Annotated in this window: 14 protein-coding genes and 1 pseudogene; 7 read left to right on the forward strand and 8 right to left on the reverse strand. The window is 57.7% G+C overall.

Translation table 11 applies throughout. The features are described from left to right. Positions 1 to 130: 130 nt before the first annotated feature. The 5 genes from coaBC to slmA all read left to right on the forward strand — a co-directional run bounded on the left by coaBC (position 131) and on the right by slmA (position 5,009). On the forward strand, positions 131 to 1,426 hold the full coding sequence (coaBC, locus tag KUC_RS03595) for a bifunctional phosphopantothenoylcysteine decarboxylase/phosphopantothenate--cysteine ligase CoaBC (RefSeq protein WP_007111737.1): 1,296 nt from the start codon (positions 131 to 133) through the stop codon (positions 1,424 to 1,426). Further along, positions 1,423 to 1,881 (forward strand): dUTP diphosphatase, encoded by a 459-nt coding sequence (dut, locus tag KUC_RS03600; RefSeq protein WP_007111738.1) that lies wholly within the window; start codon positions 1,423 to 1,425, stop codon positions 1,879 to 1,881. Before coaBC ends, dut begins: the two co-directional genes overlap by 4 nt. A gap of 62 nt (positions 1,882 to 1,943) precedes the next feature. Further along, entirely contained in the window at positions 1,944 to 3,341 is a 1,398-nt protein-coding gene (locus KUC_RS03605; RefSeq protein ID WP_007111739.1) for a phosphomannomutase/phosphoglucomutase, read from the forward strand. A gap of 140 nt (positions 3,342 to 3,481) precedes the next feature. Next, a complete protein-coding gene (gene argB / locus KUC_RS03610) occupies positions 3,482 to 4,381 on the forward strand; it encodes an acetylglutamate kinase (RefSeq protein ID WP_007111740.1) in 900 nt (299 codons plus the stop codon). A gap of 19 nt (positions 4,382 to 4,400) precedes the next feature. After that, a complete protein-coding gene (gene slmA / locus KUC_RS03615) occupies positions 4,401 to 5,009 on the forward strand; it encodes a nucleoid occlusion factor SlmA (RefSeq protein WP_007111741.1) in 609 nt (202 codons plus the stop codon). A gap of 111 nt (positions 5,010 to 5,120) precedes the next feature. Here slmA and rpoH read toward each other — a convergent pair whose 3' ends face one another. From rpoH to ftsY, 4 genes and pseudogenes are all read right to left on the reverse strand, one after another. Beyond that, positions 5,121 to 5,987, reverse strand: a complete 867-nt coding sequence (gene rpoH / locus KUC_RS03620) for an RNA polymerase sigma factor RpoH (RefSeq protein ID WP_040479433.1) — start codon at positions 5,985 to 5,987, stop codon at positions 5,121 to 5,123. Between the two features lie 206 nt (positions 5,988 to 6,193). Next, a complete protein-coding gene (ftsX, locus tag KUC_RS03625) occupies positions 6,194 to 7,243 on the reverse strand; it encodes a permease-like cell division protein FtsX (protein WP_040479434.1) in 1,050 nt (349 codons plus the stop codon). Then, positions 7,240 to 7,908, reverse strand: coding sequence for a cell division ATP-binding protein FtsE (ftsE, locus tag KUC_RS03630; RefSeq protein ID WP_007111744.1), 669 nt, complete (start codon positions 7,906 to 7,908; stop codon positions 7,240 to 7,242). The genes ftsX and ftsE overlap by 4 nt, the downstream gene beginning before the upstream one ends. Next, a pseudogene (ftsY, locus tag KUC_RS19760) lies at positions 7,905 to 9,017 on the reverse strand (signal recognition particle-docking protein FtsY); the annotation flags it as partial. The pseudogene ftsY and the gene ftsE, both read right to left, overlap by 4 nt. Positions 9,018 to 9,758: 741 nt before the next feature. Between ftsY and rsmD the strand changes: the two are divergent. Further along, positions 9,759 to 10,391: a 16S rRNA (guanine(966)-N(2))-methyltransferase RsmD gene (gene rsmD / locus KUC_RS03650; protein WP_040479436.1), complete on the forward strand. Its 633-nt coding sequence runs from the start codon at positions 9,759 to 9,761 to the stop codon at positions 10,389 to 10,391. 133 nt (positions 10,392 to 10,524) lie between these two features. Beyond that, the gene (zapB, locus tag KUC_RS03655; RefSeq protein WP_007111747.1) at positions 10,525 to 10,719 is read left to right on the forward strand and encodes a cell division protein ZapB; all 195 of its coding nucleotides are present in this window, start codon (positions 10,525 to 10,527) and stop codon (positions 10,717 to 10,719) included. Positions 10,720 to 10,743: 24 nt separating this feature from the next. On the opposite strand, the gene KUC_RS03660 is transcribed toward zapB, so the two are convergent. The 4 genes from KUC_RS03660 to KUC_RS03675 are packed head-to-tail and all read right to left on the reverse strand — an operon-like array spanning position 10,744 to position 13,870. Then, the gene (locus KUC_RS03660) at positions 10,744 to 11,211 is read right to left on the reverse strand and encodes a GNAT family N-acetyltransferase (RefSeq protein WP_007111748.1); all 468 of its coding nucleotides are present in this window, start codon (positions 11,209 to 11,211) and stop codon (positions 10,744 to 10,746) included. 10 nt (positions 11,212 to 11,221) lie between these two features. Beyond that, the gene (locus tag KUC_RS03665; RefSeq protein WP_007111749.1) at positions 11,222 to 12,118 is read right to left on the reverse strand and encodes a hypothetical protein; all 897 of its coding nucleotides are present in this window, start codon (positions 12,116 to 12,118) and stop codon (positions 11,222 to 11,224) included. Next, positions 12,115 to 12,423, reverse strand: coding sequence for a BolA family protein (locus KUC_RS03670; protein WP_007111750.1), 309 nt, complete (start codon positions 12,421 to 12,423; stop codon positions 12,115 to 12,117). The genes KUC_RS03665 and KUC_RS03670 overlap by 4 nt, the downstream gene beginning before the upstream one ends. A gap of 43 nt (positions 12,424 to 12,466) precedes the next feature. Beyond that, positions 12,467 to 13,870, reverse strand: coding sequence for an MFS transporter (locus tag KUC_RS03675; protein WP_007111751.1), 1,404 nt, complete (start codon positions 13,868 to 13,870; stop codon positions 12,467 to 12,469). Between the last annotated feature and the right edge of the window lie 65 nt (positions 13,871 to 13,935).

Here is a 13,935-nt window from a genome sequence, read left to right on the forward strand (position 1 = left end):
CATTACACTTAGCTTTACAACAACCAGCCTCATTAAACCTAGCTTAACCTTGTTGGCACCCAATATGCCAAATTGTTGGTGCCAGTGGTATGGTAAACCTCCTTACGAACGTGGATATGGATCATTGACCATGACCTCTGTTGTTAACCCGACAAGCGCTTCGACGCTCGCAGGTAAACGGATACTACTCGGCGTCAGTGCGGGTATCGCTGCCTACAAAAGCGCGTTGATTGTGCGCCTGCTCAAGCAGGCGGGATGCGAGGTGCGCGTGGTGATGACCGACGGGGCCCAGGCCTTTATCACCCCGCTCACGCTGCAGGCGCTCTCCGGCGAACCCGTGCGCACCTCCCTACTCGACCCCGAAGCCGAAGCGGGCATGGGCCATATTGAATTGGCCCGCTGGGCAGATGTGGTACTGATCGCCCCGGCCACCGCCGACCTTATCGCTCGTTTAGTGCACGGCATGGCCGATGACCTGCTCACTACGCTCTGCTTGGCCTCAGAGACCCCCAAACTGATTGCCCCGGCGATGAACCAGGCCATGTGGCGCCACCCCGCCACCCAGCGCAACGTACAGCAGTTGGCGGACGACGGCTGGCAGTTGATTGGCCCCGCCGCTGGCGACCAAGCCTGCGGTGATGTAGGGCCAGGCCGCATGAGCGAGCCTGAAGATATCTTTAGCGCGGTAACAGCGATGTTTACAGCTCCTTTCACCACTGCGCCGCACAGCAATGCCCCCCATGTGGTGATTACCGCCGGTCCTACCCGGGAACCGCTGGACCCGGTGCGCTATATCTCCAATCACAGCTCGGGGAAAATGGGTTTTGCCTTGGCCGCCGCGGCAGCAGCACAAGGCGCCAAGGTCACGCTGATCAGCGGGCCAGTTAACCTACCCACACCCCAGGGTGTAACGCGGGTTGACGTTGAGTCAGCCGAGCAGATGCACGCACAAGCGCAGCGGCTAGCGCCCCTAGCGTCGCTGTTTATCGGCTGCGCGGCCGTCGCTGACTATCGCGCGGCAGCCCCTGCCGAGCATAAGCTCAAAAAACAGGACGATAGCGACACACTCACCCTGACGCTGATTAAAAATCCCGACATTATCGCCAGCGTCGCGGCGCTGCCCGCTAAACAGCGCCCGCTGGTGGTCGGCTTTGCCGCCGAAACTCAAGAGGTTGAGCGCTACGCCCGGGATAAATTACAGCGCAAAGGGCTGGATATGATTGTCGCCAACGACGTTTCCCAGGCCGGCCTGGGCTTTGGCAGCGACCAGAACGCCGCCTGGTTACTCTGGCGCACCCCTAAAGGCGTCGAGAGCCGCTCAGAAACAGCGCAGCCGAAGACCCAACTGGCTACCACCATTATCCGTCAGGCGCTCGCCCTACTACCCACAACAGCCCCTACGAAAACATCTGGAGAATCTCAATGAGTGCCCGCCCCCGCCTACAGTGCAAAGTATTAGATGACCGTTTGCACGACTACCTCCCTGCCTACGCGACGGCTGGCTCGGCGGGAATGGATCTGCGCGCCCTGCTGGATGAGCCGTTAATACTAGCGCCCGGAGATTGTCAGCTCGTACGCACCGGCATTGCCATCTATATTGAAGACCCAAGCTTGGCGGGCATGATCCTGCCTCGCTCCGGTCTGGGGCATAAACATGGCATCGTGCTGGGCAATTTAGTCGGTTTAATCGACTCTGATTACCAGGGCGAACTGATGATTTCGGTCTGGAACCGTGGTCAAAGTACGTTTACGCTAGCTCCTTTCGATCGACTGGCCCAGTACGTGCTTGTGCCTGTCGTGCAAGCTGAGCTCTCCTTGGTGGACGCTTTTGAAGACTCCTCCCGGGGCAGCGGCGGGTTTGGCAGTACGGGCAGTCAGTAGCGAATAATCACGCCTGCTTAGGAAGCCTTTTTAAGGAAACGTCTGTTTAGCTGAGAAGCCCTATGAACGCAAAGTCTGTACCCGCTTCGATTTTTCGCGCCTACGATATTCGCGGTATCGTTGACGACACGCTCACTGAAGAGACGGTCGAAATGATCGGGCGTGCTGTCGGCTCTGAAGCCGCCGCCCGTGGCGAATCCAGCGTGGTAGTTGCTCGTGACGGTCGTCTTTCAGGTGCTCGGCTGCAAGCAGCGCTGATGCGGGGCCTAAACGCTGCAGGTCGCGACGTGATTGACATCGGCATGGTACCCACCCCGGTGCTCTACTTCGCCACTCATATACTGGATGGCACCCAATCGGGTGTGATGGTCACCGGTAGCCATAACCCGCCTGACTATAATGGCTTTAAAATAGTGCTTAGCGGCGAAACGCTGTCTGGGGATGCGATTACCGCCCTTTTCGAACGTATCCAGTCCGGCAACCTGGCCAGCAACCTAGAAAGTGGTCATGGCAATATCACCCAGCAGGATGTTCGTGAACGCTATTTAACGCGCATTTTAGGCGACGTTAAGATCAATCGACCGATAAAAGCCGTGGTCGACTGCGGCAATGGCGTTGCCGGGGAACTCGGCCCACAGCTACTGGCACGATTAGGTATTGAAACTCTCCCGCTGTTTGCGGAAATTGACGGTAATTTTCCCAATCACCATCCTGATCCTGGCAAGCCGGAAAATGTGCAGGACCTGATCCGCAAAGTGCGCGAAACCGGCGCCGACATTGGCCTTGCCTTCGATGGTGATGGCGATCGCCTGGGCGTTGTCACCCCTTCAGGTAAACTGATTTATCCCGACCACCTGCTGATGGTGTTTGCCACCGATATGCTCGCGCGCCAGCCCGGGGCCAAGGTTATTTTTGATATTAAGTGCACCGGCAACTTGGTCAAAGTCATCAGCGAGGCCGGCGGCGAACCGGAAATGTGGCGTACCGGACACTCGATGATCAAGGCGCGTATGCAGGAGACAGGCGCTCAGCTTGGCGGAGAGATGAGCGGGCACATTTTTTTCAAAGAGCGTTGGTATGGCTTCGACGATGGCCTCTATGCCGCCGCTCGGCTGGTGGAGATTCTCGCCAACCAAGCCGACGACGCAGATACTTTTTTTGCCAACTTCCCCCAAGACGTTGCTACACCGGAAATTAATATTGCGGTTACCGACGATAACAAATTTTCTCTGGTGGATAAGCTTGCTCGCGAGGGCGACTTCGGCGAAGGTATCAAAACAACTTTGGACGGTATCCGCGTTGACTACCAGGATGGCTGGGGGCTGTGTCGCGCCTCCAACACCACGCCAGCACTAGTCATGCGCTTTGAAGGTAAAGACGAGGCCGCGCTAGCACGCATCAAGGCCGTTTTTAACGATGCGCTTCGGCGCGTCGCGCCAGAGATCGAGCTGCCCCACTGACCAGGCAGCTCAGCAGATAGCTCTTCAATCTTCAAATAGCTCGGCGCTGAAGGGATCACGACCACCTAGAAAGCGTGACCCTCACCACTCAATCAGCATAAACGTTAGCAGCATAATAAACGTTCGCAAGGGACAACCTCATGAGTTCAGCCAGTCGCGACCCCCAGGTCGTTGTGGAGGTGCTTTCCGAAGCCCTCCCGTATATTCAGCAGTTCTCCGGCAAAACCGTGGTGGTCAAATATGGCGGCAACGCCATGACCGAAAGCACCCTGATCGACTCCTTTGCCCGCGATATCGTGCTAATGAAGGAAGTCGGTATCAACCCGGTGGTGGTGCACGGCGGCGGGCCGCAAATCGGAGACCTGCTCAAAAAGCTCAACATTGAGTCACGCTTCGTCAACGGCATGCGCGTTACCGACTCTCAAACCATGGATGTCGTTGAGATGGTGCTGGGCGGCTTGGTCAACAAAAGCATCGTCAACCTGATCAATCAAAGCGGCGGCAAAGCGATTGGCTTGACCGGCAAAGATGGCTCACAAATTCGCGCCCGCCAGCTCAAGGTTGAACACCAAAGTCCCGAAATGACGGCACCCGAGATCATCGATATTGGCCATGTGGGCGAAGTGGAGTCGATCTCAACCGAACTTATCGAAATGTTAGCGGCGCGTGATTTTATCCCGGTGATTGCACCGATTGGCGTCGACGCCGCCGGCCACAGCTACAATATCAATGCTGACCTGGTCGCGGGCAAGATCGCTGAAGCGCTCAATGCAGAAAAACTGATGCTACTCACCAATGTCGCCGGCTTAATGAATACCGAAGGCGAAGTACTCACCGGTTTAAGCACCGCGCAGGTGGATGATTTGATCGCTGATGGCACGATTTATGGCGGTATGCTGCCCAAAATCCGCTGCGCGCTGGATGCAGTGAAGGGCGGCGTGAACAGTTCGCACATTATTGATGGCCGTGTCCCCCACGCGGTGTTGCTGGAAATTTTCACCAATGCTGGGGTAGGTACTCAAATCAAGGACGCGAGCTAACCGCGACGGAGGCCACATTATGAGCGAAGATCAAAAACCACGCCGCCGCGAGCAGATTCTCCAAGCCCTGGCATTAATGCTTGAGGAAGATAGTGGCAAGCGCATTACCACAGCCGCCCTCGCCCGCCAGGTCGGCGTTTCAGAAGCGGCACTCTACCGCCACTTCCCCAGCAAAGCGCGTATGTTTGAGGGGCTCATCGACTTTATTGAAGAGAGTATTTTTGCCCGCATCACACGTATTTTAGAAGACGTTCCTGACGCTACCACTCGCTGCGGCACAATACTCGCACTACTGCTGGGCTTCGCTGAAAAAAATCCTGGCCTGGCGCGGGTAATGGGCGGCGACGTGCTGACCGGCGAAACCGCCCGGCTACGCCAGCGGGTTAATCAACTGTTTGAACGCCTGGAAATGCAGCTGAAGCAGATCCTGCGCGAAGCCGAGCTGCGTGAAGGTCTACGCCCCACGATTCCCGCCTCTGCCGCTGCTAACTTACTGGCGGCCCAGGCGGAGGGGCGAATTTCACAATATGTGCGTAGCGACTTTAAGCGCCTACCCACCGAGCACTGGGAAGATCAGTGGTCGCTGCTATCAGCCCACTTATTGCGCGCCACGGCACAGCCCGCTTAGGCTAAAGTGTTGGTTGCACAAAAAAACCGGCTCGCTTTAAGGGGGCCGGTTTTTTTTTATACTAACAAAGCGTCAAACGATGCGGTGATACTCGTCTGGATCCCGCAGGCGTTAAGCCACCATTGCCTCGCCCATTTTCAGACGTATCTTTTTCATGGCATTTTTTTCCAGCTGACGGATACGCTCTGCACTGACGCCGTAAACATCGGCCAGATCATGCAGCGTTTCTTTGCTATCGGCCAACCAGCGGCGCTGGAGGATATCTCGTGAACGCTCATCTAGCCCTTCGAGGGCAAGCTGTAAGCGGCGCGTCGAGTCTTCCTCGAAGTTGCTATCTTCCAACTGCGTAGCAGGGTCAGAAGCGGCATCGTCTAAGAAGTGCACCGGTGCCTGATAGGTGCTCTCTTCATCATCGCCTGCCGGAGCGTCATAGCCTGCATCGTAAGAAGACAAGCGTCCTTCCATATCGCGCACGATCTCAGGCTTAACGTCGAGATCTTTGGCGATGGCGGCCACTTCGTCGTTGTTCAGCCACGCCAAGCGCTTCTTCGCACTGCGCAGGTTAAAGAACAGCTTACGCTGGGCTTTGGTCGTGGCGATTTTAACGATCCGCCAGTTGCGCAGCACAAATTCGTGAATTTCCGCTTTGATCCAGTGAACGGCAAAAGACACCAGACGAACGCCCTGATTTGGATCGAAGCGCTTGACGGCTTTCATCAAGCCCACGTTACCTTCTTGAATTAAATCCGCTTGAGGCAAACCATAGCCCGAATAGCTACGCGCGATATGCACCACAAAGCGCAAATGCGACATTACCAAACGACGAGCGGCTTCCAGATCGCCCTCATCATAGAGGCGATAAGCGAGTTCGCGCTCTTCATCGGCAGTTAATACCGAAATTCTATTGACCGCGCGGATATAACCGCCCAGATCGCCGCCGGGCGAAAGCTGCCCCACCGGTAGAAGACTAGTGCTCATGTGCAGGTGGTCTCCCCTGTAACCCATCGTGGTTGACGTAGCACGTTATCAATAACCTATTACAAAACCGTGATACAAAGTCTGCGGTACTAAGACCTTAACGCAAGAATAAAGTTCGCACGTTAAGTATTTCAGCAATATCACACTCGCTGCGCAGAACCGCTTTGATGGGTGAATTCAACGACATAATGCTGACACCCCATCAATTATCTGGGCCGAATGCTTGAAAGATGACGTGTAACCGCCAGCCAGGCACCCAACCAGCCTAGTAGTGTACTGCAAGATAGCAGAATTGTAGAGCCTGTCACATCGAGTTGAGGTAGCGAGAAGCTTGCCCCGTAGCTCGCCGCCAGGGCGGCTACAGGTAGGGAAAGCCAGTGATTGCCCACACCTAACAAACCCAGCGCTAACAGCCCACCACCCAAGCCGTACCAAGCGCCGCTATACAGAAAAGGCCGCCTGACAAAGGCATGAGTGGCGCCAATGAGCATTACCACCTCAATCTCCCGACGGCGACTTTCCACCGAGAGTCGAATGGTGTTACCGACGACCAGTAGCACGCCCAAACCAAACAGCGCACCCAGCGCCAGCGCCACACGGCGGCCCAATTCCGCCAGGTTTCTCAGTCGCTCCACCCAAGCCAGATCAAGACGCACCTCATCAACGCCAGAGAGCGCTTCAAGGCGTGCGGCCAACTGTTGCATGGCAACCGGGTCAACGTTTTCCGGACGCACCACCATACTGATAGGCAGCGGGTTACTCTCCAGCCCCGCTAAGGCATCATCTAGCCCCAGCGCCTGTTGGAACTCCGCCATGCCCTGTTCGGCGCTGATCAACTGGGTTTCGAGCACGTTCGGTTCCGCGTTGACCGCCTCTTCGATACGCAGCGACTGGGCATCATCGGCGCTCAATTCCAGGTAGACCGTTAGGGTGGCGCTCTCATCAAGCTCCGCATCCAACAGGCGTGCACTGTCCAGGGTTAACCATAGCGCCGCTGGCAGTACCAGCGCGATAGCAATCGCCAGCATGGTCAGCAGATTACCCAGCGGATAGCGCACCAGGCGCTGAAAGCTATCCCACGCCATGCTGCGGTGGTGGCGGCCCCATGCTCGCAGGCGGCTGGTAAAGCGCGTCTGCTGCGATCTGGCGCCCCGCTGTGGGGCTTGGGCTTTATCAACCGCTGGCTTAACCGCGGCTTTGCGCGGCGTTTTCAATGCCGCACCCTGACGGCGCTTGGGCGTCGCGGATGTCCTCATACCGCCCCCTCATCGGCTACCAGCCGACCGTCGCTTAAGCGCAGGATGCGATGGCGCAGCCGGGCAATCAAGGCCAAGTCGTGGCTGGCAATCATCACCGTGGTACCAATCCGATTAAAATCCTCAAACAGCGCCATGATATCCGCCGAGAGCTGGGGATCCAGGTTGCCCGTCGGTTCATCGGCAAGCAGTAACGCAGGCTTATTAACCACCGCCCGGGCAATGCCTACCCGCTGCTGCTCGCCACCGGAGAGCTCTATCGGCAACGCTTTTTCACGATGCAGCAGCCCTACTTTATCTAACGCTGCACGCACTCGGCGGGCAGCTTCACGGGGCTCAACCCCTTGTATCTCCAGCGGAAGAGAGACATTTTGAAAAATGCTGCGATCAAAGAGCAGCTGATGATCCTGGAAGACCACGCCAATTTGGCGCCGATAAAACGGCACTTGGCTGGCGTGCAACTGGGCAATATCGTGGCCCGCCACGACAACACGCCCACGGCTGGGCTTCTCAAGGCGCATCACTAAGCGTAGTAGCGAGCTTTTCCCCGCCCCAGAGTGGCCGGTAAGAAATACCATCTCGCCCCGGGCAACCCGAAAGTTAAGATGCGCCAGTGCTTCAAAGCGTCCGCCGTAGCGTTTTCCCACATGCTCAAAAGCGATCATGCGCTGGCATCATCCCCTTGGCGGTCAAACAGCGCCTGGACAAAATCATTGGCCTCGAAGGGGCGCAGATCGTCGATGCCCTCGCCCACGCCAATAAAGCGAATCGGTGTTTCCAGCTGTTTAGCCAGCGCGAAAATAATCCCGCCTTTGGCAGTACCGTCCAGCTTGGTCAGCGTGATCCCGCTGACCGGTACGGCGTCATTAAAGGTGCTGGCCTGGGAAATAGCGTTTTGCCCGGTGCCCGCATCCAGCACCAGCATTACTTCGTGAGGCGCAGTGTCATCTAGCTTTTGCATCACCCGATGGACTTTTTTCAGCTCTTCCATCAGATGGCTTTTGTTATGCAGCCGTCCGGCGGTATCGGCGATCAGTACATCAACCCCGCGCGCAGTGGCGGCCGCTACCGCATCGTAAATCACCGAGGCGCTGTCCGCGCCGGTGTGTTGGGCGATCACCGGCACGCGGTTGCGTTCGCCCCACACTTTGAGCTGTTCGACAGCAGCAGCCCGGAAGGTATCACCGGCCGCCAACATGACGCTTTTGCCTTCGCGCTGAAAGCGCTGGGTGAGCTTGCCGATGGTGGTGGTTTTACCCACGCCGTTAACGCCTACCACTAAAATGACAAACGGTCCTTTGCCCGCCTTCTCAAGTACAAGCGGCTTGGCGACCGGCGCCAGCATGGTGGACAACTCTTCTTGCAGGCCACGGTAGAGCGCTTCGGGGTTGTTCAACTCTTTGCGCGAGACGCGCGCCTCCAGGCGGCCAATAATCTCGCTAGTGGCGTCAATGCCCACATCGGCCATCAATAGCTGCGTTTCCAGGTCTTCCAGCAGCTCGTCATCGATCTGTTTCTTACCTAAAAACAGGTCGGCGATGCCGTCAGTTAAATTGGCACGGGTTTTTCCCAGGCCTGACTTGATACGCGCAAACCAGCCTTTCTGGTCGCTTTTGGTGGCCACCGGTTTGTCTTGCAAAGCGGGCGGCGGCGATGTCTCACGGGCGGGCGCGGGCGTCGGCTCTGGCTCTGGCTCTGGCTCTGGCTCTGGCTCTGGCTCTGGCTCTGGCTCTGGCTCTGGCTCTGGCTCTGGCTCTGGCTCTGGCTCTGGCTCTGGCTCTGGCTCTGGCTCTGGCTCTGGCTCTGGCTCTGGCTCTGGCTCTGGCTCTGGCTCTGGCTCTGGCTCTGGCTCTGGCTCTGGCTCTGGCTCTGGCTCTGGCTCTGGCTCTGGCTCTGGCTCTGGCTCTGGCTCTGGCTCTGGCTCTGGCTCTGGCTCTGGCTCTGGCTCTGGCTCTGGCTCTGGCTCTGGCTCTGGCTCTGGCTCTGGCTCTGGCTCTGGCTCTGGCTCTGGCTCTGGCTCTGGCTCTGGCTCTGGCTCTGGCTCTGGCTCTGGCTCTGGCTCTGGCTCTGGCTCTGGCTCTGGCTCTGGCTCTGGCTCTGGCTCTGGCTCTGGCTCTGGCTCTGGCTCTGGCTCTGGCTCTGGCTCTGGCTCTGGCTCTGGCTCTGGCTCTGGCTCTGGCTCTGGCTCTGGCTCTGGCTCTGGCTCTGGCTCTGGCTCTGGCTCTGGCTCTGGCTCTGGCTCTGGCTCTGGCTCTGGCTCTGGCACAGTTTGCGGCGCCTTTGAGGTCTCTTCAACAGCTTCCGTGGAAGTGTCGGGCGTCGCAATGTCCTGCTTATCGGCTTGCTCTTGAGGCTGCTCTTTTAACTGCTCTTCCTGCGCCTGCTGCGGATCTTGCTTATTCTTACGTTTAAAAAAACCAAACATGAGTGTTACCCGACATAAATAGTGAACATTAAGGTTATGCTAACACCGTAACCCAAGACTTTGGATAAACAGCCCGCTACAATCCGCTTCATGACACGACAACGCCCCCCTCGATCCCCTACGTCCCGCCGCACACCTGCTCAGCGGGGTGGTAAACAACTTGGCAAACCTCTCGGTAAACTGCGCATTATCGGCGGAGAGTTCCGCCGCCGTCAGTTGCCGGTGCTGGATAGCCCCGGCTTGCGCCCAACCCCAGACCGCGTGCGTGAAACGCTGTTCAACTGGCTCGGACAGCAGCTTTATGGCCAGCAGGTACTTGATCTATTCGCAGGTACCGGTGCGCTGGGCATCGAAGCCGTGTCCCGCGGCGCGGCATGGGTCGATTTTATCGAACGCGACCCACGGGTAGCGGCACAGCTGACGACCAATCTGGCATCACTCAATATTACCGCAAGCGCGGTGCATGTTAACGATGTTCAGGCCTACCTGGCTCGCCCTGCCAAGCCCTATGCGCTGGTCTTTCTCGACCCACCTTTCCATCAGCAATTGGCCACGCCCTGCTGCTCGGCGCTGGAAAATAGCGGCTGGCTAAGCGAAGGGGCGATGATTTACCTCGAAACCGAGACGTCGCTGGCACCCAACGTGCCCGCCAACTGGCAATTGCACCGCGAAACCCAAGCGGGCGAAAGCACCGCGCGACTCTATCTACGCCAAGTGCCGTAAACAGCGCTTGCCGCCACGCGGCAGTGGCGTTACGCTCGCCTCATTCGTGCCTACTAACAAGCTGTGCGCTTGTTTTTTGGGTGCCTTTTTATGACCTATTTTGGGTTTTCGTTTTTACACTAGGGAGAGATACATGAGTCTGGAGCTATTTAATCAGCTTGAACAGAAAGTCACCGATACCGTGGACGCGCTGGAGATGATGAAGCTGGAAAATGAAGAGCTGCGCGGCGAAAACGCCAAGCTTAAAGAGGAGCGTGAAGAGTGGGAGCGTCGCCTCAATAGCCTACTCAGCAAATTCGATAGCCTCGACACCTCCAGCACGCTCTAACCAACGGCTAAAGGCGCTGCTGCCCTAAAGCAATTGGGACATCAGCAGCGCATCCTCGCGCCCAGCGGCACCCTGACTCCCTGGTCCGCCTTGAGTCGGCAGCGGGGGATAGTAGCTTTTTCGGCGTCCATCTTCACCAAACCCACAGCGCTGATAGAGCCGGATAGCGTTACGGTTCCCTACCCGCACTTCTAGCAGCAGTCGTTCGCTGGACCAGCCTTGTGCCGTGGTAAACACCGCTTCCATCAACGCCAAACCCGCGCCACTTTGGCGACGCTCGGGTAAAACCCCGATTGCTTGCAGCTCCGCTTCAAACGGTAGTCGCGCCACGATGGCGTACCCTAACAGCTGCTCATCCTGCCACCAGCCCAACACACAGGTGTCCTGGTTTCCCAATGCTGCGAGCAGTTGCGTCTCTGATGTGCCGCTTTGCGCCTGACGCTCAAGCGCAATCAGCAGGGCCAGGTGCTCAACGTTAAGTTCAGTAATCATCTATTGTCTGCTAATCACCTTCTGACTGAGCGTCCTGTAACTGAACGTCGGTTGCCTTTTCGGCTTCCCATAACTGGCCTAGCGCCTGAAGCGCTGGCCAGAGGTCGCGCTTGCTATGGCTTCCGTCGGGGAGCGACGCAAGCGCGGGCCCCTGCCATAGGGGCAGCGAAAGCGTTTGGCTTTGACCATCAGTCACGTTCAGTATGCGATCCAGCGGCGCTTGCTCAGCCCCTGAGTTGGTATCGAACTCGGCTGCTAACTCACCCCACCAGAGTAATCGCTCTAACCGCCATCCCTGTCGGCTCGCGCTTCCAGCGATAAAGGCCGCCAAGCCCTCACGGGCTTCATCTAGGGGATCCTCCACTGCAAAGGCGTTGGCCATTTGCGGCCAGATAAAATGGCTGACTTCTGGCAACGCTTCACGCTGAATGCCCGCGGCCTGTAACAGATTAGCCAGCAGTTGCTGTTCAAGCACGCTCATTTCTCCCCCCTGCAGTACCAGCCAGCGTCCCTCAAGACACACACAGGAGAGCTCGAACTTTAGCGGCTTGGCTGGCGCCGCTTCCACGCTAGGAGTCGCCGCTTCCGGACTAGCAATCGCCGGCTTTTTCTGATCCTGCGTTTGCTTGTCTTGGCCCAGAAGAGCCCGCACCGCCGAGGGTGAGGCAATGGTTTCACCTGAGACCTGGGGTTCGGGCGCTTGAGGTTTGGACGACGTTTGGCGCCTGGGCGCGGGGGCGTCGTCCAGCAACGCCTGCAGCCGCTCCCGGGGCGGTGTAGGGGCAGGCGTCGGCTCCTCCCACTCGCAGACCTCAGTCGGCAGTGCGTTAGGCAGCTGGTATTTAGCGGCCCAGGCAGTAATGCCCATGGCGTCCAGGTAGTGGCGCCGAGTAACTTCTTGAGTCACTTGCCGCCGCCGCGACAGTTGGGTGAATTCGGGCGTTCACCGCCCCGCGCCTGCCACTCGCTGGGCGTATAAAGATGCAGCGCTAAGGCGTGCACCGGTCCGGAAAGCTCATCGGCCAACAGCGCATAAATTTGCTGGTGACGCTTCACCGGCATCATGCCGTCGAAGGTGTCACTCACTAGCGTCACTTTGAAGTGGGTTTCAGAGTTCGCGGGGACGTTGTGCATGTGGCTTTCGTTTTCAACCTGCAGCACGTCCGGCGCGAGTGCCGTTAACTTCTGCTCAATCTGTGTCTGCAGCGTCATAAGGTTCTCCTTGAGAGATCACAAACCGTTTTATTGTACGCGCTTACTGGCCTGCAGACGATGCCCGCCGAGCGTGTAACGCACGCCTTGCCAGCGGCATACGCGCCACGCTTGCCAAGAGCGCCAGCAGCGTGGTGGTCGCCCCCAGCCAGAGCGTTACTTGAACCGGCCAGCCTAACGCTAGGGCAGCACCGACTAGGGCTACGCCAAACGACTGCCCCACAGTGCGCGTGGTGCTCATTACGCCAGAGACGTTGGAACTGCGCTCCGGCGGTAGGCTGCCCATCATTTCGCGGTTGTTGGGTGGCTGGAACAAGCCAAAGCCAATGCCGCATAGCGCGGTGCGCCATAGACTTCCCGCAACACCGGTCAACTCATCGACTAGCGCCAGCGCTATAAGGCCAATGATGAGCAGGCCTAGCCCCGCACTGGAGAGAATACTGGGATTAATACGGTCGGCTAAGCGACCCGCTACAGGACCAACAAGCATTATGGCCAGCGGCCAGGGGGTGAACAGCCAAGCGGTTTCCAGTGGCGAAAAGCCCATCTGCTCCTGGTAGAAAAACGACAGCGCTACAAAGGTAAGCCCTTGGCCAATAAAGGCAAGCCCAGAGGCAGAGACGGCCAGCGTAAAGCGCAACTCGGCAAACACGCTAAGCGGCAGCAGTGGATAAGGTGCGCGACGTTGACGCGCAATAAACCCAACGCAAGCCAATACCGCCAACAGCGCCCAGCAACCGCTTTGCCAAATCGGCGCGGCGTGGCTCACGGCGTCCATGGCAATAAAGAAGCTGGCTAGCATAGCAATCGAGAGCAGCGCCCCTGCTACATCAAAACTGCCTTTGCGTGGCTCTTCTCGGGGCAACGCACGCTTGGCGAGCCATAGCGAGCAGAGACCCAGCGGCACATTTAGCGCAAACAGCCAGGGCCAGTCGGCAAAGGACAGGATCACACCGCTTAGCGTGGGCCCTGCTGCGTAGCCACCGGCCACTACCAATGCGCTTAAGCCAAGAGCGCTACCCAATAGCCGCGAGGGGAAAATAGCTCGATAAAGCGATGGGCCAATCGATAGTGTGGCCGCAGCGCCTAGCCCCTGAAAGGCACGAAACACCAGCAGCGTTTCTAAATTGCGCGATAGCGCCGCTCCCAGCGCTGCAGCGACAAAGGTGGCCAACCCAAACAGGTAAAGCCTGCGCCGTGTGATTAACTCACTAATGCCCGCAAACACCAGCAAAAAAGCAGCACAAACGACCTGAAACAGGTTGGTAATCCATACTGCCCGGGAAGCCGAGATATTCAAATCGGCAGCAATGGTGGGCAGCGCCAAGTTGATCATGGTGGTATCGACCACTGCCATCAAGGTACCGGTCACCAGCGCCAGCACAGCAAGAGCGCGCTCGGGGCCGGGTAAACCATCATCTCCCGGACGGGTTTCAAACAGTCGCATGGGTGGCGTTCCTAAGCGAAACAGCTAAAAGCAGAAAACCGGCCTAAGCCGGTTTTTCGATACAC

It is taken from the genome of Vreelandella boliviensis LC1 (assembly GCF_000236035.1).
Lineage (GTDB): Bacteria > Pseudomonadota > Gammaproteobacteria > Pseudomonadales > Halomonadaceae > Vreelandella > Vreelandella boliviensis.